This is a genomic window from Ideonella sp. sgz306126 (assembly GCF_056032705.1).
In genome coordinates, this window is record NZ_JBVYWP010000004.1 from 391,247 (window position 1) to 408,984 (window position 17,738).

A 17,738-nucleotide genomic window follows, 5' to 3' on the forward strand; every position below is an offset into this window, starting at 1 on the left:
AAATCCAACCGTCAAAAGGACTCCAATGAAACACGTCACCGTCCGCCCTCTTGCCAGTCTGACGAAACTCATGGCCGCCGTCGTGCTGACCGCCACGTCCGCGGTCAGCTTCGCCCAGTCCAAGCACCTGAACGTCTACAACTGGTCCGACTACATCGGCGACACCACGATCCAGGACTTCGAGAAGGAAACCGGCGTCAAGGTCCGCTACGACACCTTCGACGCCAACGAGACGCTGCATGCCAAGCTGGTGGCCGGGCGGACGGGTTATGACATCGTCGTGCCGTCGTCGAACTGGGCCAAGATCCAGATCGAAGGCGGCCTGTTCAAGGAGCTCGACAAGAGCAAGATCCCGAACTACAAGAACCTGGATCCGTGGGTCATGAAGCAGCTGGCCACAATGGACCCGGGCAACAAGCACCTGGTGCCCTGGATGTGGGGCATGACCACGGTCGGCATCAATGTCGACAAGGTCAAGGCAGCGCTGGGAAGCCTGCCGATGCCGGACAACGCCTGGGACCTGATCTTCAAGCCCGAGTACATCAGCAAGCTCAAGGGCTGCGGCGTGTCGGTGCTCGACTCGGGCGACGAGATCTTCCCGGCGGCCCTGCGCTACATCGGCAAGGATCCGTACAGCAAGAACAGCGCCGACTATCAGCAGGCCGCCAAGCTGCTGACCACGATCCGCCCGTACATCACGCTGTTCTCGTCGTCCGGCTACATCAATGAACTGGCCGCCGGCAACCTGTGCCTGTCGCTGGGCTGGAACGGCGACATCGGCATCGCCTCGCAGCGCGCCAAGGAAGCCAAGAACGGCCAGAACATCGAGATCCTGATTCCGAAGACCGGTGCGGTGCTGTTCTTCGACACGATGGCGATTCCGGATGACGCCGAGAACGTCGACAACGCCTACAAGTGGATCAACTTCATCCTCAAGCCCGAAACCCAGGCGGGCATGGTGAACAAGGTGTTCTATGCCAACCCGGTCCGCGCCGCCGACAAGCTGGACAAGCCGGAGGTGGTGGGCAACCACGCCGTCTTCCTGCAGGGCGCCGACCTGGCCAAGATGGTGCCGCCGAACATGGTGAACAACGACATCCGTCGCCTGCGCACTCGGCTCTACACGACCTTCAAGACCGGTCTCTGACGCCCTGATCGACGCAGACCTGCCTCGGCGAGCCCGCTCGCCGAGGTCCCTCTTCGGCTCTTCTCCGCTGATTCCCCCCTTTTCTTGCCCCATCACGAGGCCTTGCATGGACTCCACCCGCGCGCCATCCAGTGCGTTTCTGCGAATTGACAAGCTCACCAAGCGATTTGACGGCCTTGCCGCTGTCGATGCCGTCTCGATCGACATCGACAAGGGCGAGATCTTTGCGCTGCTGGGCTCATCGGGCTGCGGCAAGTCGACCTTGCTGCGCATGTTGGCCGGCTTCGAGACGCCCACCGAAGGCAGCATCTTCCTGGGCGGCGAGGACATCTCGCGCATGCCACCGTATGTGCGCCCGATCAACATGATGTTCCAGTCCTATGCGCTGTTCCCCCACCTGACGGTGGCCGAGAACGTCGCCTTCGGACTGAAGCGCCAGGGGCTGCCCGCGGCCAAGATCGCCGAGCGCGTGGACGCCATGCTGGCGCTGGTGCAGCTCAAGCCCTACGTCAAGCGCAAGCCGCACCAATTGTCGGGCGGCCAGCAGCAACGGGTCGCACTGGCCCGCAGCCTGGCGCTGGAACCCAAGCTGCTGCTGCTGGACGAACCGCTGGGCGCGCTGGACCGCAAGCTGCGCGAGCAGACCCAGTTCGAGCTGAAGAACATCATCAAGCGCGTCGGCGTGACCTGCGTGATGGTGACGCACGACCAGGAAGAAGCAATGACCATGGCCGACCGGATCGCGGTCATGAGCGCCGGCAAGTTCCTGCAGGTCGGCCAGCCGCAGGACATCTACGAAACCCCGAGCAACCGCTTCGTGGCCGACTTCATCGGCAACGTCAACCTGTTCGACGGCACGCTCGAAGAAGACCAGCCCGACCATTGCACGATCGCATCCCCCCACGGCAGCTTCTATGTCGGCCACGGCGTGACCGGGGTCGAAGGCATGCCGATGAGCGTGGCCGTGCGCCCCGAGAAGATCGAGCTGATCCCGCGGGCGGGCGCCGGGACGGTGCCGCCGCACAACGCCTTCGTCGGCACCGTCGTCGAGCGGGCGTACTTCGGCAGCTCGTCGCTGTACCGGGTGCAGTTGGCCTCCGGCATGAAGCTCCAGGTGTCGGTGCCCAACGCCGACCGGCATGGCGACCAGATCGCGGTCGGGGCCGAGGTCATCGCCAAGATCACGCCGCTGGACATCGTGGTGCTCGCCAACTGACGGATCGGCAGGACAACTCCATGGCGCAATCCATTCCCATGTCAACCGCCGAGCGGCAGCAGCGGCGCGGCCGCCGCTTCGTGATCAGCGTGCCCTACGTCTTCCTGCTGCTGTTCTTCTCGCTGCCCTTCCTGGTGGTGCTGCGCATCAGCTTCTCGGACATGGAGGGCATCCGCTTCACCGACCTGCTGAGCTACGTCGACGGCGTGATCGATCTGAAGGTCAAGATCTCGAACTACCTGTTCCTGACATCCGATCCGCTCTACATCGAAACCTACTGGTCCTCGATCAAGTTCGCCGCGCTGAACACGGTCATCTGCCTGATCATCGGCTACCCCTTCGCCTATTTCATGGCACGCTCGCCGACCGCCTGGCGTCCGGCGCTGCTGATGCTGGTCTCGCTGCCGTTCTGGACCTCCTACCTGCTGCGGGTCTATGCATGGCGCGGCCTGCTCGACGACCACGGCATCATCAACGACGTGATCGTGGCACTGCACCTTCACGACGGGCCGGTGAAGATGATGTACACCTCGTTCTCGATGATGATCGGCATGGTCTACACCTACGTGCCCTTCATGATCCTGCCGCTGTACTCGAACCTGGTGAAGATGGATCTTCGCCTGCTCGAAGCGGCCAACGACCTCGGCGCCACGCCCTGGAAGGCCTTCTGGCTGGTGACGGTGCCGTTGTCCAAGTCCGGCATCATCGCCGGCTCGATGCTGGTGTTCATTCCCAGCCTGGGCGAGTACGTCATCCCCGAACTGCTCGGCGGACCCTCCACGCTGATGATCGGCCGCGTGCTCTGGGACGAGTTCTTCTCGAACAACGACTGGCCGATGGCATCGACGGTCGCCGTCTCGATGGTGCTGCTGATCCTCATTCCGCTGATGATCTTCAACAAGTACCAGAACGAAGCCGAGGGCCTCGACCGGGGGAGCAAATCATGAATTCACGCTTCGGCCGCGCTTGGCTGATCGCCGGATACTTCTTCCTCTACGCGCCCATCGCCTGGCTGGTCGTCTACTCGTTCAACGCCTCGAAGATGGTCTCGCTGTGGGCCGGCTTCTCGCTGCACTGGTATGCCGACATCCTTCAAGACACGGAGGTGCTCGACGCCTTCAAGCTGTCGCTCAAGCTCGCGCTGCTGACCGCCACCTCCTCGGTGATCCTGGGCACGATGGCCGGCATGGCGATGGCCAAGTACAAGGTGTTCCGGGGGCGCACGCTGTTCATCGCCCACATCAACGCGCCGCTGGTGGTGCCCGAGGTGATCACCGGCCTGTCGCTGCTGCTGTTCTTCGTCGCGCTGCAGAACCTGCATCTGCCGATCGAGAAGGGCCTGCTCACGATCTGGATCGGCCACACCTCGATCTTCGCGTCCTATGCCGCGGTGGTCATCAATTCGCGTCTGCTGGAGATGGACACCTCGCTCGAAGAGGCCGCGATGGATCTGGGCGCCCGGCCCTTCCAGGTCTTTTACCTGGTGACCTTGCCGATGATCGCCCAGGCCATGATGTCGTCCTGGTTGCTGACGCTCACCTTGTCGCTGGATGACGTCGTGACCTCGGCCTTCCTCTCCGGCCCGGGCTCGACCACGCTGCCCATCGTCATCTTCTCGCGTGCCCGTCTCGGCCTGAACCCGTCGGTCAACGTCATCGCCAGCCTGACCGTGGGCATCGTGTCGATCGGCGTGCTGGGTGCCAGCCTCTGGATGGCCCACCAGGAGCGCCGCCGCGAACGCGACCAGGCGCTCGCCTACCGCGAAGCCATGGCCGGCGCCACCGCCAGCTGATCCCCCTTTCTCACCGCAAACCATCCAACAGGAGCGCAGCATGAAGTTCACGACCCGCGGCCTAGACAAAGCCGCCTTGAGCGCGATGGCGATCGCCGTCCAACTCGCGATGGTGCCCAGCGCCCATGCGCAAAGCGCCGACGACCTGAAGAAGGAGATCGCCGACCTGAAGGCACGCGTCGAGCAACTCGAAGTCCAGGCCAAGGCGCTCGACGACGCCGGCGGCCCGATCGACAAGAGCGAGTTCTATCGCGTCAAGACCAAGGCGGAGGCCTTGGAAGATCAGAAGGCGGCCTCGGGCTTCAGCAACTTCAAGGTCAGCGCGGGTCTCGATCCCGCGTACATCTACAGCCGGGCCAAGAACACCAGTTCGTTCAGCTTCCTGAACAACTTCACCAGTTTGAACGGCAGCGGTGAGTCCTACAGCTACGACAACGGCTACTTCGGCCTGGGTTGGATCGACTTCCAGAAGGAACTCGACGGCGGCACCAAGTTCCGTCTGACGCTGGCTCCGAGCAAGTCGGCGGGTTCGCAGTACAACGTCGGCAACATCGTTCACGAGGCGTCGGCATCGATTCCACTGGCAGATGCACAGACCCGACTGATGGTTGGCCAGATGCCCGATTTCTCGGGCTATGACTCGTACTTCAGCACCACCGCTTCGAACACCACGCTGAATCAGAACCACACGATCACGCGCAACATGCTGTTCGATTACACGGCCGGTACCTTCTATACCGGCGTGGGCCTGGACTTGCTGCGCGACACCTGGGAATACAAGTTCGTGCTGGGCAACTTCAACAGCCCGCGCAACGACGTGAACAACACCAACAATTCGCACATCAAGACGCCGACGTTCATCTACAACGCCACCTACGCGCCGAGCGAGTTCTACGTTCTCGAGTTCACCGGTTACGAAGGCATGCTGCCGACCCTCAACGGCAACACCGGTCGCGTGGACCAGTTCGAGATCGACGGTTCGATGTTGCGCGGTCCCCAGAGCATGTATCTCGAATTCGTGCTGGGCCAACAGCAGAACGGCGCCTACAACGGCGGCAAGGCCAGCTGGTTCGGCACCTCGGCACAGTACGCCTACAAGTTCACGCCGAAGGTCGAAGGGTCGGCCCGGTTCGACTATCTTGCCAACTCGAAGAACGGTGGTGGCACGTACAACCTGGTCAACACCAACTATGACGCCAACGGCAATCTCCTGCAGACCGGCGACTTCATCAATGGCTTCGGCCCCGGCGACGCTGCAACGATGGGCGCCAGCTACGACCCCAACAAGGGCGCCAACCGCTCGTCGTTGGCCTTTGGCCTGAACTACAACTACGCGCTGAACGTGTCGTTCCGCGCCGAGCTGCGCTACGACATGTCGACCAAGCCGACGTTCTACTACTACAGCGACGGTTCGTATCGCAAGACCAATCAATTGTTCGGCGTGCAGACCATCGTCTCGTTCTGATCCACGCCAGGATGCGTCGGCCGCTCTCGGCAGGCGCATCACCCCCTTTGAAGCTGCTGTTTCCACCCGGGTGGCGGCAGCTTCTCTTACTTTGATTTCCGGCGGTCACCGGATGAGCGGAAACTACCCATGAATGCCCCTAGCGACACCTGGCACGGCCGTGCCCAGACCCTCCAGGCCAATGGCCGCATCCTGATCGACGGACAACGCCGCGACGCGCGATCCAGCGAGACCTTCGCCAAGCACTCGCCGATCGACGGGCGCAAGCTGGCGGACGTTGCACGAGGCGCGGCCGGCGACATCGACGCGGCCGTGAAAAGCGCCCGTGCCGCCTTCGACGACCGGCGCTGGGCCGGCAAGGCCCCGGCGCAGCGCAAGAAGATCCTGCAGCGCTTTGCCGAGAAGATCCTCGCCGCACGCGACGAACTGGCCTTGCTGGAGACGCTGGACGTCGGCAAGCCGATCCAGTATTCCCTCGCCGTCGATGTGCCCTCCACCGCCCGCTGCATTGCCTGGTATGCGGAGGCCGTCGACAAGATCTACGACGAGATCGCGCCGACCCCCGACAGCGCACTGGCGCTGATCACGCGCGAGCCGATGGGCGTGATCGGCGTGATCGTGCCCTGGAACTACCCGATGATCATGGCGGCCTGGAAGCTCGGCCCCGCCCTGGCCGCCGGCAACTCGGTGGTGCTCAAACCCAGCGAGAAGAGCCCGCTGACCGCGCTGCGCCTGGCCGAACTGGCGATCGATGCGGGTCTGCCGCCCGGCGTCCTGAACGTGGTGCCCGGTTACGGCCACGAAGCCGGCGAAGCGCTGGCGCTGCACATGGACGTGGACGCGATCGGCTTCACCGGCTCGACGCGCGTCGGTCGGCGCATGCTGGACTACGCCGGCCGCTCCAACCTGAAGCGGGTCTACAACGAGTTGGGCGGCAAGTCGGCTTTTCTGGTCTTCGACGACCACGAGGACATCGCCCGGGCCGCGCGTACCGTCGCCGGCAGCATGTTCTTCAACCAGGGCGAAAGCTGCAATGCGCCGTCGCGGGTGCTGGTGCACGACGCCATCGCCGACGAATTCGTGCGGCTGGTGGCCGCCGAAGCCCCGAAATACGCGCCCGGCGATCCGCTGGACCCGGCCACCGAGCTCGGCGCCCTGGTCGACGAGACGCAGATGAACACCGTGCTGGGCTACATCGACGCGGGCAACACCGAAGGCGCGCGCTGCGTGGCCGGCGGCCGCCGCGTGCGGACCGAGACGGGGGGCTATTACGTCGAGCCGACGGTGTTCGACGGCGTGGACAACGGCATGAAGATCGCGCGCGAAGAGATCTTCGGCCCGGTGATGGGCATCCTGCGTTTCAAGACCGAGGCCGAAGCCATCGCGCTGGCCAACAACACCAGCTACGGTCTGCAGGCCAGCGTCTGGAGCCACAACCTGAACCGCGCCCACCGGGTTGCCCGGGCGCTGCGCGCCGGCACCGTGCATGTGAACCAGTACGACGAAGACGACATCACGGTGCCGTTCGGGGGCTTCAAGCAGAGCGGCAACGGGCGCGACAAGTCGCTGCACGCCTTCGACAAGTACACCGAGTTGAAGACCACCTGGATCCGCCTTGACTGAGGCCGTCAAGAAGGCACTGGCCGAGCAAGGGGTCCACACCCTGCTCGCGCAGTTCACCGACCTCCACGGCGTGGCCAAGGGCAAGTATGTGCCCCTGGACAAGCTGGGCGAGCTCGTTGCCACCGGGGCGGGTTTTGCCGGCCCGTCGATCTGGGGCACCGCGCTGCCCCGCATCGGCCCCCGAGCCGAGTACTACGCGCGGGCCGATGCCCGGACGATCCGGCCGCTGCCGTGGATGCCCGGTTATGCGCGGGCGGTGTGCAGCGGCTTCGTCGACGGGCACCCCTTCGAGGGCTGTTCGCGCCAGGTTCTGCAACGTGCCAGCGACCGCCTGGCGGCGCGCGGCTGGCAGCTCAAGACCGGCATCGAACCCGAGTTCTTTCTGCTCAAACAGCAGGACGGGCGATGGCTGCCGGCCGACGATGCCGACCGGCTGGACAAGCCCAGCTACGACCTGAAATCGCTGCCGCGCCAGGCCGGTTTCCTGCACGCGCTGCAGTCCACGCTGCAAGCCTGGGGACTCGACGTGCTGCAGCTGGACCACGAGGACGCCCACGGCCAGTACGAGGTGAATTTCGCGTTCGACGACGCCCTGGCCAGCGCCGACCATGTGATGGGCTTCAAGCTGGCGGCGCATGCGCTGGCCGAGGCCCGCGGCATGGTGTTCTCGATGATGCCCAAGCCCTTCGCCAATCAGCCGGGCAGCGGCCTGCATTTCCACATGTCGCTGTGGGATGCGTCGGGCGCCTGCCTGTTTGAACCGGACGCCGCGGCGCGCGCCAGCGATACGCCGCTCTCGGCGCTGGGCCGCCAGTTCATCGCCGGCGTGCTGGCCCACTCGCCGGCGCTGTGCGCCCTGGCGGCGCCCACGGTCAACAGCTACAAGCGCCTCGTGGTGGGTGAATCGCTGTCCGGCACCTCCTGGGCGCCGGCCTACGTAGCGCACGGACCGAACAACCGCACCGCCGTCGTTCGCACCCTGCCCGGCCGCTTCGAGTGGCGGCTGCCCGACGCCAGCGCCAATCCCTATCTGGCCACGGCCGCCGTGATCGCAGCCGGGCTGGACGGCATCGACCGCGGCCTGGCCTTGGGCCCGGCCTGCACCGACGACCTGTTCCAGTTGCCGCTGGCGCAGATCGCTGCGCGCGGCATCCCGGTGCTGCCACAGTCGCTGGCGGAGGCCGCCGCCGCGCTCGAGGCAGACCCGGTGGTCTGCGGCGCGCTCGGTTCCACCCTGGCCAGCGAGTTCGTGCGCCTGAAGCGGGCCGAGGCGATCGCCTACGCGCGCCATGTGAGCGACTGGGAGTTGCAGCGCTATGCGGCCACGTTCTGAGCCTGCCGGTCGGCCGGCGAGGTCCGGGTGTCGTCGGGGGACGGTGGCTTGAAACACGCCCCGGTGCCCTGGCTGGCCTATGCCAGCCTGTCGGCCAGCATGGCCCTGGTCGGCAGTTATGTAGGCCTGTCGCGCCTGCTGGTGGCGAGCTTCCCCGTCTTTCTGCTGGCCTGGTTGCGTTTCGGCATCGCGGCCGTGGCGATGCTGGGCTGGGTGCGACGCCAGGCGCACGAACCAGCCCTGACGCCGCACGACCGCCGGCTGCTGTTCTGGGAGAGCTTTCTCGGCAACTTTCTGTTCTCGATCTGCATGCTGTTCGGCGTGCAGGCCACCTCCGCCGTGGCAGCGGGCGTGATCATGGCCGGCATCCCGGCCGCGGTCGCCCTGCTCTCGCGGGTGTTCCTGCACGAACAGATTCCCCGCCGGGTCGCGTGGGGCATCGTCCTTGCGGTCGCTGGCATTGCGTTGCTGTCGCTCTCGAAGACCGCCGGCGACGCCGGTCGCGGCGCGTGGTGGGGCTACCCGATGCTGGTGGTGGCGGCGTTCTGCGAGGCCGCTTACGTGGTCATCGGCAAGCGGCTCACCGCGCAGGTGTCTGCGCGGCGGATCAGCGCCTTGATCAACCTGTGGGGGCTGGCGCTGGTCACGCCGCTGGGGCTGTGGCAGGCCAGCCGCTTCGACTTTGCCCAGGTCCCCGCACCGACCTGGGCCTTGCTGCTGTTTTACGCGCTGGCAGCCAGCGTGGCCACCGTCTGGCTCTGGATGCAAGGGCTGCGCCGCGTGCCGGCCCCTCGGGCAGGCGCTTTCACGGTGCTGTTGCCGGTGACGGCTTCCGCCGTCGGCGTGGTGTTCCTGCACGAACGCATGACCGCATCGCAGGGCCTGGCGCTCGGCTTGGCCGTGCTGGGCCTGCTGCTGGCCACCTGGCCGCCACGCCTGGCCACCGCGAGCGCGTGACTCAGGCCGTCGCGGACGATGCCGTCATCGCCGTGCCGGCGGCCGCAGGCACCGCGTCCCGGGCATGGTGCCAGACCTCGCCAGCCGTCAGGCCTTTGAGGCGATGGTCGCTCCAGACCTGGCGCCAGCGCCTGGCCCCTGGCAGGCCGTTGCGCAGGCCCAGCATATGGCGGGCGATGTGCGCCCAGGGAACCTGGGCCCGCTCGAACTCGCGGGCCATGTAGGCCACCATCGCCTCCTCGACCGCCTCGCGCGACCGCGCCGGAGCCTGCGTTGCGCCGAAGAAGCGCGAGTCCCAGTCAGCCATCGACCAGGGATTGTGATAAGCCTCGCGACCGACCATCACGCCGTCCACCCGGGACAGGTGCTCGGCGATCTGATCGGCAGCCGCGATGCCGCCATTGACGACGATGGTCAGATCCGGAAAGTCGCGCTTGAGTTGCGCGGCCACCTCGTAGCGCAGCGGCGGGATCTCGCGATTCTCCTTCGGGCTCAGGCCTTTCAGCCAGGCGCTGCGGGCGTGAACGATGAAGACCTCGCACCCCGCCCGCGCGACCGTGCCGACGAAATCGCGGACGAAGCCGTAACTCTCGGACTGGTCCACGCCGATACGGTGCTTGACCGTCACCGGGATCGACACGGCGTCGCGCATCGCCTTCACGCCATCGGCCACCAGGGCCGGCTCATTCATCAGGCAGGCACCGAAGGCACCGCGCTGCACCCGCTCGCTGGGACAGCCGCAGTTGAGATTGACTTCGTCGTAGCCCCAGCGTTCGGCCAGCTTGGCGCAGGACGCCAGCTCGGCCGGCTCGCTACCGCCCAGTTGCAGCGCCAGCGGATGCTCCTCGGGATTGAAATCGAGGTGCCGGCCCTGGTCTCCGTGCAGCAAGGCGCCGGTGGTGACCATTTCGGTGTAAAGCCGGGCGTGCCGGGTCAGCAGACGGTGGAAATAGCGGCAGTGGCGATCCGTCCAATCGAGCATCGGAGCGACCGACAGGCGCCAGGGGGAGCGAGCGGTGTTCATCGGGGAAGGAGCCATCATGTGCCTCGCACGACGCGCTTGGAACGGCGTTCCGGACGCTGGGCCTGCGCCGCTTCGGCCGCCGTCTGCCACGCGGCGAATTCCATCGGTGTCTCCAAGGTGATGCGCCCCATCGCCCCGGAGCGGAAATCGTTGAGGACGATCTCGGCCGCCTTTTGGAGATGAATGCGCCCGCCCGATTGCATCGCGCCACGCTGGCGGCCGATCGCTTCCAGCAAGGCTTCGGGCACCAGGGCCGCCGCGCCACTCACGCGGTAGCGGGCTTCGAGTCGGTCGGCAGCGTGGCGCTGCAGGGACTCCAGCAGTGCCAGAGCCACTTCTTCCTCGTCGTAGGCGTTCTTGCCCACCGCGCCGCTGGCGGCAAGGTGGTAGCCACCTTGCTCGACGCTGAGCTTGGGCCACAGCATGCCCGGGGTGTCGAACAGGATCACGTCGCTGGCCAGCGCAATGCGCTGTTCGTTCTTCGTGACGCCGGCCTCGTCGCCGGTCTTGGCCGACTTCTTGCCGACCAAGGTGTTGATCAGCGTCGATTTGCCGACGTTCGGAATGCCGCAGATCAGCACCCGCAGCGGCTTGGCCATGCCGCCACGCAGCGGGGCCAGGTCACGGCAGGCGACGACCAGTTTCTGAGCCGGGGCGGTTTCGCCGGCATCCAGCGCGAGTGCACGGGTTTCCGGCAAGGCATTGAAATGTGCCAGCCACAGGGCCGTGCTGGCCGGATCGGCCAGATCTTGCTTGTTGAGCAGCTTCAACGCCGGCTTGCCCTGGGTCAGCGACGCCAGCAAGGGGTTGGAACTGGACCCGGGCAAGCGCGCGTCCAGCAGTTCGATCACCACGTCGACGCCCTGCTTCATGCGCTCGGCAATCGCCTTGCGCGTGGCATGCATGTGGCCGGGAAACCATTGAACGGACATCGGGAAGGCGCGCTGCGCGGCAAGAACAGTCCGCCATTGTCGCCGCAGCGTGGGCTGGCACGCCTCGGACGCGTCTCAAAGGGGTGCGGCCTTCTTCGGGAACCGCGGAGGGGTTCAGGTCGCGCAATAGGCCGCGACGCGCATCCACACGTCGTGGCCCAAGGCCCAGGCCGATGCACCGGCCAACGCCGCGCCCGACAAGCGAATGATCAGCACGGTGGCCCGCCCGCCCCCGCCACGCCACCGCATCCACAACGCCGACCCGCCGGCCAGCGCGAAGGACGAGGCCACCGCAAAGGCAGCCATCACCGAGGCGCCTGCCCAGGGCCCATTGGCCAGGGCGGCGACCATCAAGGCCGACTGCAGCAGGCCGCACGGCCATGCGAACCAGACACTCCCGATGGCGGCAGCGCCGACGGGACCCCGCATGCGTTGCCAGCCGTTGCCATCCGGCGCACCCAGGTGACGGTCCGTGCGGCCCAAGCTCTCAAGCCACTCCGGTTGCCGACCCTTCCAGAGCAACCACAGGCCCAGGCCCAGGGCGGCCATGTGCGCCAGGACCCAGAGCGGGCGCAGAGCGGGACTCCACTGCCCGAGTCGCGCCAGCAGCGATACGCTGGAAGCCACCACCGCCCCCGCGGCGGCATAGCCCAGCACGCGCCCCAGATGAAAGGCCCAGGCAGCGAGAAGGGGGCGCGAGCGCCCGCAGGCGCGAACCGCCGCGGTGCTTGCGGTACCGCACATCGCCACGCAATGCACCGACCCGGCCAGCCCCATCAGCAGCGCGCTGAAGATCAGGGTGAAGTTCACCCTCAGATGATGCGCGAAAACCGCTCGCGAACGCGATCCGCCTGCAAATGCTTGTCAAAAACCATGGCGATGGCCCGCACGAAGAACCAGCCCTGCGCCGTGACCTGCACGGCGCCGGCGTCCAGCGTGACCAGACCCATCTCGACATAGGGCTTGAGTTGCTCAAGTTCGTTGCGGAAGTACTCGGGCACCTTGATCAGGTGGGCAAGTTCTATCGATTCGAACTCCAGGCGGCCCTGGCACATGATCGCCATGATGACGGCGCGTCGCAGCAGGTCGTCGCGGGTCAGCGCCAAGCCTCGCACGATCGCAAACTGCCCTTGCCGCAACGCGTCGTAATACTCCGGCAGGGTCTTGGCGTTCTGGCTGTACGTCGCCCCCATGCGGCCGATGGACGACACCCCCAGCCCGATCAGGTCGCAATCGGGTTGCGTGCTGTAGCCCTGGAAGTTCCGGTGCAGTCGCCCTTGGCGCTTGGCCGCCGCCAGCGAGTCGCCCTGCAGCGCGAAATGGTCCATGCCGATGTAGGTGTAGCCATGGGAGAGAAAACCGGCGATCGCCCCGGACAGCATCGCGATACGATGGTCCGGCGGGGGCAATTGACTCGCATCGATGCGGCGCTGCGGCTTGAAGCGCTGCGGCAGGTGTGCGTACGAATACAAGGCGATGCGATCGGGTCGGAGTTCGCTGATCTGCGCCACGGTGCGGGCGAAGGAGGTCGGGGTCTGCTTCGGCAAGCCGTAGATCAGGTCGGCATTGATCGACTCGAACCCCAGTTCGCGAGCCGCGTGCATCAGATCGCGGATGCTCTCGAAGGACTGGACCCGATGGACTGCCTTCTGGACTTCGGGATCGAAATCCTGCACCCCGAAGCTGATCCGGTTGAAGCCCATCTTCCGCAAAGCCGCCAAGCGCAACGGCGAAGCGGTGCGAGGATCCACCTCGATCGAGATCTCGGCACCGGGTGCGACGCGAAAGGCCTGTTGCAGCCGCTCCATCAGTCCGGACAACTCGGCATCGCTCAGAAACGTCGGTGTCCCGCCCCCGAAGTGAATTTGCGACACCACCTGCTGGTCGCCCAGCACCTTCTCGTGAAGCCCGATCTCGATGTCGAGCGCGCTCAGATACTCGGCGGCGCGGTCATGGTGTTTGGTAATGACCTTGTTGCAGGCGCAGTAATAGCAGACCGACTCACAGAACGGGATGTGGACATAGATCGACAGCGGCTGCTTGCCCCCGACCTGGGCGCCTTCGCTGCGCTGCGTCAGCGCGCGCTGGTAATCGCCCGCTGTGAAGGCCTCCACAAAGCGATCTGCGGTCGGGTAGGAGGTGTAGCGGGGCCCGGGAACGTCAAAACGCTCCAGCAAGTCTGTGGGCAACCCGATCGGTGGTGCGGAGGCAACAAGTTCCATGGCGCGATGGTGCCAAAGTGGGGGGGCTGAGCCTTGATGTGTCTCAAGGCAGCTGGCGTTTGCGTGCCGGGAAAGACCCTGCCTCGCACGTTGTTTGAATCCTGCGACGCCGCGTGCGTGGGGCTGCCGCAAACTTTCCCCTCAAGCGATAATCGTCATCATGACTGATTCGCTGCGTGTGAAGCCTGAGGCCTTCAAGGTGGCCTGTTCCAGTTGCAACCTGCGGGAGCTGTGCTTGCCCGTGGGCTTGGGCAGGAACGATTTGGACCGGCTGGATGATCTGGTCGCAACCCGCAAGACCGTCGCCAGAGGCGATACGCTGTTCCACTCGGGGGATCCGTTCCAATCGCTGTATGCGGTCCGGACCGGCTTCTTCAAGACCTGCGTGTCGTCGGAGGACGGACGCGATCAGGTCACCGGGTTTCAGATGGCAGGCGAATTGCTGGGCCTGGACGGCATCAGCAACGACCGGCATTCCTGCGATGCGGTAGCGCTGGAAGACTCTCAGGTCTGCGTTATCCCCTACAGCCAGTTGGAGGATTTGTCGCGTGAGTTCACCGACCTCCAGCACCAATTCCACAAGATCATGAGTCGCGAGATCGTGCGCGACCACGGCGTGATGCTGTTGTTGGGCAGCATGCGTGCCGAGGAGCGGCTGGCGGCGTTCTTGTTGAATCTCACGCAACGCCTAGAAGCGCGAGGCTTTTCGGCCTCTTCGTTGATTCTGAGGATGACCCGCGAAGAGATCGGCAGCTACCTCGGCTTGAAATTGGAAACCGTCAGCCGAACCTTCTCGAAGTTTCAGGAAGATGGCTTTCTCGAAGTCAAGCAGCGCCATATCCGCATCGTTGATCAGGCCGGACTGCAGCAACTGGTCAACGGCGCGAACTGCTGACACAGACCGGACTGGATTCTGGCAGTCCGTCCGGCCCTGGCGCCGGTATCGAAGGCAAGCGAGCAGCGCTTGCTAGAGTTGAGGGGCACGCTCCTCGAAGCTGTCGGGCGGACAGGTCACCAGCAATTGCGTCAACGCGCTCGCGGTCGAGATGATCAGCCAGAAGGCGAAGAACGCAAGCGTGTAGACGGCCGTTGAACTCCACTCGATCATGGCACCGCCGAACCATTGGAGCGTGTGCGGGTCGACGACGGAAAACACCAGCATTTCCATCACTCCGGCCATCAGGAACGATGGCCACAGAACGCACAGCAAGCGTATTCCGAAGCTCGATCTGCCGACTTTCATTCAAGTCCCCCTTCCATGTCCCTGCCCGCGATGGGGGAGACCTGCATTCAGTGCTTGGATACCACGGCGTGGTTGCGTGCAAGTTCCGCCGGGGTCTGCGAATCGGTTCCGGCCTTGATGGCCGATGGCGGGGGGCCCACATCGTCGTGCAACAGCACGGGGTCCTGGCCATGCCAGGCGACGTATCCGCTGATCAAGGCGGCGATGACCACCGAGAGCGGGCCGCTGATGACCATCCACACCATCCCATAAGTCCACCATGGGCGTTGACTCTCGATGGACTCGGATCTGCTGGCAACAGGGGAAACCTGGGTATTCGACATCGTGTCAATCTCCGATTCGTTCAGCGAGGTACCAGGAAGGTGGATTTCTCCGAGACCGTCGCAGGCGTGCCATCCGTCCCCGAGGCGAGGCGCTCGACATTGAAGTGGATCTCGTGCACCCCGGACCCAACCTGCTGGCTCGATTCAAAGGGAATGCGAACTTCCAGCGTGATCCAATGGGCTTCCGCGGGCCCGACCAGAATATCTGCACTGTTGGTACGGCCGTCATCTCCCGCCACCGTGATGCCAGGCAGCCCTGCAACGGACACCTGATAGTGCTGGGCCTTCTCGGCGTTGTTCATGATTTGCAACCGGTAGACATTTTCGATGTTTCCGGCGCCGACAATGCGTGCCAGCGAGGCGCGGTCCCTGACCACGTCGACGCGGAACGGGCTCCGCAGGGTGATGCTGACCGCAAAGGCGGTGCAGATCAGCAGCAGGATGGCCGTGTACACCAAGACGCGAGGACGCAACACACGATGAAGCATCTGCTGCTTGTCGAAATGCTGCGCAAGGCCGTTCTGGGTGGCATAACGCACCAAGCCCCGCTGATAACCCATCTTGTCCATGATGCCGTCGCAGACATCAATGCAGGCGGCACAGCCGATGCACTCGTACTGGAGCCCCTTGCGAATGTCGATGCCGGTGGGGCAGACCTGCACGCACAGGCCGCAATCCACACAGGAGCCCAGATTCAATTTCGCCGGGTCGGCCTTCTTGGACCGGGCGCCGCGAGGTTCGCCCCGCTCAGTGTCGTAGCTGATGATCAGGGTGTCCTTGTCGAACATGACGCTTTGGAAGCGCGCATACGGACACATGTATTTGCAGACCTGCTCGCGCATGTAGCCTGCGTTGCCGTAGGTCGCAAAGCCATAGAACAGCACCCAGAACCATTCCCAAGGGCCAAAGCTGAGCGTGACCGCCTCGGCGGCGAGTTGCTTGATCGGCGTGTAATAGCCCACCAGCGTGAAGCCCGTCCACAGGCCGAAGAGGATCCAGCTGGCTTGCTTACCGCCCTTTCGCCACAGCTTGTTGGCAGTCCAGGGGCCTTCGTCAAGCTTCATGCGCTGAGGGCGGTCTCCCTCGAACTTGCGCTCGATCCACATGTAGATCTCGGTGTAGACCGTCTGCGGGCAGGCAAAGCCACACCACAGTCGCCCCGCCACGGCCGTGAACAAGAACAAGCCGTAGGCCGAGATCATCAGCAGCGCTGACAAATAGATCAGGTCTTGCGGATACAAGACCAACCCGAAAATATAGAAGCGCCTTGAAATCAGGTCGAACAACACCGCCTGCCGACCATTCCAAGTCAGCCAAGGGACGCTGTAAAACAAAACCTGGGTGAACCAGACCAGCGCCCAGCGCCATTTGGCGAACACGCCCGATACCGCACGGGCGTAAATCTTCTTCTGCTTCTGATAGAGCGATACCAGCGCCTCAACGCTGTCGTCGTCCGGAGGAGATTGGTGGATCGGAGTCGACTGAATAGGGGCGGGGGTATCGCTCATGCTGCCAATTTACCTTACTGAGCGGCGACCTTTGTGCTGTGGGACAAATTCCAGACGTAGGCGACCAGCACCTTCAATTGTTCCGGCGTGAACCGAGCACCTTGAGGCGGCATCACGTTGGTTTTGCCATTGTTGACCATCGCCGTGATGGCATCTTCGCCGAAGCCATGCAACCAGATGTTGTCGGTCAGGTTGGGGGCACCGATCGCATGATTGCCCTTGCCGTCGGCGCCATGGCAGGCCGCGCAGGCTGCAAACTTGGGCTTGCCCAATTCCGCCGCGACCGAACTGTGCGCCGCGCCCGACAAGCTCAACACGTAGTTGGCCACGTTGTGCACGTCATCCGCCGTCCCGACCGCCGGCGCCATCACCGGCATGACACCCGTGCGCCCATTGAGAATGGTGGTCTCGATATAGGCCGGGCTGCCATCGCCACCGAGCCAGTCGTTGTCGGTCAGGTTGGGGAAGCCCTTGCTGCCGCGGGCATCCGATCCATGGCATTGCGCGCAGGTATTGACGAACAGACGCTCACCGATGGCCATGGCCTGCGGGTTCTTGGCCAACTGCTCGGCGGTCAGATTTGCAAATCCGGCATACACCGGCGCCATCGCCGCGCGGGCCTTGTCTTGTTCGGCTTGCCATTGACCATCCTCGCTCCACTTCAGGACCCCAGGGTTGCTTCCCAGGCCCGGGAACAGGAACAGATAGACGGCGGAAAAGACCACGGTCAGCACGAACAACCCCATCCACCAGCGTGGCAACGGGTTGTTCATCTCCCTCAGGTCTTCATCCCAGACGTGGCCAGTGCTGTTGTCGGTGGCCACCACATGCTGGCGACTCCCGAAGATCAGCAAGGCCAGGCAGGCGATCAGGCCCACGATGACAACGGTGGCCACGAAGATGGACCAGCCGCTGTTGAAAAAGTCACTCATGTCGTTCTCCAGTCGGTCGGG

At 64.5% G+C, this 17,738-nt stretch carries 17 protein-coding genes; 9 read left to right on the forward strand and 8 right to left on the reverse strand.

Translation table 11 applies throughout. From position 1 onward, the window contains the following. Positions 1–70 precede the first annotated feature (70 nt). The 8 genes from AC0N04_RS14215 (at position 71) to AC0N04_RS14250 (ending at position 9,533) form a co-directional block, all read left to right on the forward strand. Positions 71–1,147 carry a polyamine ABC transporter substrate-binding protein gene (locus AC0N04_RS14215; RefSeq protein WP_474282752.1) on the forward strand — a complete coding sequence of 359 codons (1,077 nt, stop codon included), beginning with the start codon at positions 71–73 and terminating at the stop codon, positions 1,145–1,147. Positions 1,148–1,253: 106 nt separating this feature from the next. Next, positions 1,254–2,363: an ABC transporter ATP-binding protein gene (locus tag AC0N04_RS14220; protein ID WP_474282754.1), complete on the forward strand. Its 1,110-nt coding sequence runs from the start codon at positions 1,254–1,256 to the stop codon at positions 2,361–2,363. Positions 2,364–2,401: 38 nt separating this feature from the next. Beyond that, positions 2,402–3,310, forward strand: a complete 909-nt coding sequence (locus AC0N04_RS14225) for an ABC transporter permease subunit (protein ID WP_474282756.1) — start codon at positions 2,402–2,404, stop codon at positions 3,308–3,310. Next, the gene (locus AC0N04_RS14230) at positions 3,307–4,155 is read left to right on the forward strand and encodes an ABC transporter permease subunit (RefSeq protein WP_474282758.1); all 849 of its coding nucleotides are present in this window, start codon (positions 3,307–3,309) and stop codon (positions 4,153–4,155) included. The genes AC0N04_RS14225 and AC0N04_RS14230 overlap by 4 nt, the downstream gene beginning before the upstream one ends. A 40-nt stretch (positions 4,156–4,195) precedes the next feature. Beyond that, positions 4,196–5,620 (forward strand): DUF3138 family protein, encoded by a 1,425-nt coding sequence (locus AC0N04_RS14235; protein WP_474282760.1) that lies wholly within the window; start codon positions 4,196–4,198, stop codon positions 5,618–5,620. Between the two features lie 129 nt (positions 5,621–5,749). After that, entirely contained in the window at positions 5,750–7,243 is a 1,494-nt protein-coding gene (locus AC0N04_RS14240) for an aldehyde dehydrogenase (RefSeq protein ID WP_474282762.1), read from the forward strand. Beyond that, positions 7,236–8,576, forward strand: coding sequence for a type III glutamate--ammonia ligase (glnT, locus tag AC0N04_RS14245; protein ID WP_474282764.1), 1,341 nt, complete (start codon positions 7,236–7,238; stop codon positions 8,574–8,576). The genes AC0N04_RS14240 and glnT overlap by 8 nt, the downstream gene beginning before the upstream one ends. Before the next feature lie 99 nt (positions 8,577–8,675). Next, on the forward strand, positions 8,676–9,533 hold the full coding sequence (locus tag AC0N04_RS14250) for a DMT family transporter (RefSeq protein ID WP_474283072.1): 858 nt from the start codon (positions 8,676–8,678) through the stop codon (positions 9,531–9,533). Between the two features lies 1 nt (position 9,534). On the opposite strand, the gene dusA is transcribed toward AC0N04_RS14250, so the two are convergent. The 4 genes from dusA to hemN form a co-directional block, all read right to left on the reverse strand. Next, positions 9,535–10,557 (reverse strand): tRNA dihydrouridine(20/20a) synthase DusA, encoded by a 1,023-nt coding sequence (dusA, locus tag AC0N04_RS14255; RefSeq protein ID WP_474282766.1) that lies wholly within the window; start codon positions 10,555–10,557, stop codon positions 9,535–9,537. A gap of 14 nt (positions 10,558–10,571) precedes the next feature. Next, entirely contained in the window at positions 10,572–11,489 is a 918-nt protein-coding gene (ylqF, locus tag AC0N04_RS14260) for a ribosome biogenesis GTPase YlqF (RefSeq protein ID WP_474282768.1), read from the reverse strand. 114 nt (positions 11,490–11,603) lie between these two features. Further along, positions 11,604–12,299 carry a sulfite exporter TauE/SafE family protein gene (locus AC0N04_RS14265; RefSeq protein ID WP_474282770.1) on the reverse strand — a complete coding sequence of 232 codons (696 nt, stop codon included), beginning with the start codon at positions 12,297–12,299 and terminating at the stop codon, positions 11,604–11,606. A 2-nt stretch (positions 12,300–12,301) separates the two neighbouring features. Beyond that, positions 12,302–13,711 (reverse strand): oxygen-independent coproporphyrinogen III oxidase, encoded by a 1,410-nt coding sequence (gene hemN / locus AC0N04_RS14270; RefSeq protein WP_474283073.1) that lies wholly within the window; start codon positions 13,709–13,711, stop codon positions 12,302–12,304. A 160-nt stretch (positions 13,712–13,871) separates the two neighbouring features. Between hemN and fnr the strand changes: the two genes are divergently transcribed. Then, positions 13,872–14,606, forward strand: a complete 735-nt coding sequence (gene fnr, locus AC0N04_RS14275; protein ID WP_474282772.1) for a fumarate/nitrate reduction transcriptional regulator Fnr — start codon at positions 13,872–13,874, stop codon at positions 14,604–14,606. Between the two features lie 72 nt (positions 14,607–14,678). Here fnr and AC0N04_RS14280 read toward each other — a convergent pair whose 3' ends face one another. From AC0N04_RS14280 to ccoP, 4 genes are all read right to left on the reverse strand, one after another. Continuing rightward, complete coding sequence (locus AC0N04_RS14280) at positions 14,679–14,921, reverse strand: hypothetical protein (protein ID WP_474282774.1); 243 nt, start codon at positions 14,919–14,921, stop codon at positions 14,679–14,681. A gap of 80 nt (positions 14,922–15,001) precedes the next feature. Then, on the reverse strand, positions 15,002–15,277 hold the full coding sequence (locus tag AC0N04_RS14285) for a nitrogen fixation protein FixH (RefSeq protein WP_474282776.1): 276 nt from the start codon (positions 15,275–15,277) through the stop codon (positions 15,002–15,004). 20 nt (positions 15,278–15,297) lie between these two features. Next, positions 15,298–16,785, reverse strand: coding sequence for a cytochrome c oxidase accessory protein CcoG (gene ccoG, locus AC0N04_RS14290; protein ID WP_474282778.1), 1,488 nt, complete (start codon positions 16,783–16,785; stop codon positions 15,298–15,300). 14 nt (positions 16,786–16,799) lie between these two features. Then, positions 16,800–17,717 (reverse strand): cytochrome-c oxidase, cbb3-type subunit III, encoded by a 918-nt coding sequence (gene ccoP / locus AC0N04_RS14295; RefSeq protein WP_474282780.1) that lies wholly within the window; start codon positions 17,715–17,717, stop codon positions 16,800–16,802. Positions 17,718–17,738: the final 21 nt, after the last annotated feature.

Excerpts from the sequence above, each read along its gene's own strand:
- AC0N04_RS14215 (WP_474282752.1), top strand. The coding sequence starts at position 71 with ATGGCCGCCGTCGTGCTGACCGCCACGTCCGCGGTCAGCTTCGCCCAG.
- AC0N04_RS14220 (WP_474282754.1), top strand. The coding sequence starts at position 1,254 with ATGGACTCCACCCGCGCGCCATCCAGTGCGTTTCTGCGAATTGACAAG.
- AC0N04_RS14225 (WP_474282756.1), top strand. The coding sequence starts at position 2,402 with ATGTCAACCGCCGAGCGGCAGCAGCGGCGCGGCCGCCGCTTCGTGATC.
- AC0N04_RS14230 (WP_474282758.1), top strand. The coding sequence starts at position 3,307 with ATGAATTCACGCTTCGGCCGCGCTTGGCTGATCGCCGGATACTTCTTC.
- AC0N04_RS14235 (WP_474282760.1), top strand. The coding sequence starts at position 4,196 with ATGAAGTTCACGACCCGCGGCCTAGACAAAGCCGCCTTGAGCGCGATG.
- AC0N04_RS14240 (WP_474282762.1), top strand. The coding sequence starts at position 5,750 with ATGAATGCCCCTAGCGACACCTGGCACGGCCGTGCCCAGACCCTCCAG.
- AC0N04_RS14250 (WP_474283072.1), top strand. The coding sequence starts at position 8,676 with ATGGCCCTGGTCGGCAGTTATGTAGGCCTGTCGCGCCTGCTGGTGGCG.
- dusA (WP_474282766.1), bottom strand. The coding sequence starts at position 10,557 with ATGAACACCGCTCGCTCCCCCTGGCGCCTGTCGGTCGCTCCGATGCTC.
- ylqF (WP_474282768.1), bottom strand. The coding sequence starts at position 11,489 with ATGTCCGTTCAATGGTTTCCCGGCCACATGCATGCCACGCGCAAGGCG.
- hemN (WP_474283073.1), bottom strand. The coding sequence starts at position 13,711 with ATGGAACTTGTTGCCTCCGCACCACCGATCGGGTTGCCCACAGACTTG.
- fnr (WP_474282772.1), top strand. The coding sequence starts at position 13,872 with ATGACTGATTCGCTGCGTGTGAAGCCTGAGGCCTTCAAGGTGGCCTGT.
- AC0N04_RS14285 (WP_474282776.1), bottom strand. The coding sequence starts at position 15,277 with ATGTCGAATACCCAGGTTTCCCCTGTTGCCAGCAGATCCGAGTCCATC.
- ccoG (WP_474282778.1), bottom strand. The coding sequence starts at position 16,785 with ATGAGCGATACCCCCGCCCCTATTCAGTCGACTCCGATCCACCAATCT.
- ccoP (WP_474282780.1), bottom strand. The coding sequence starts at position 17,717 with ATGAGTGACTTTTTCAACAGCGGCTGGTCCATCTTCGTGGCCACCGTT.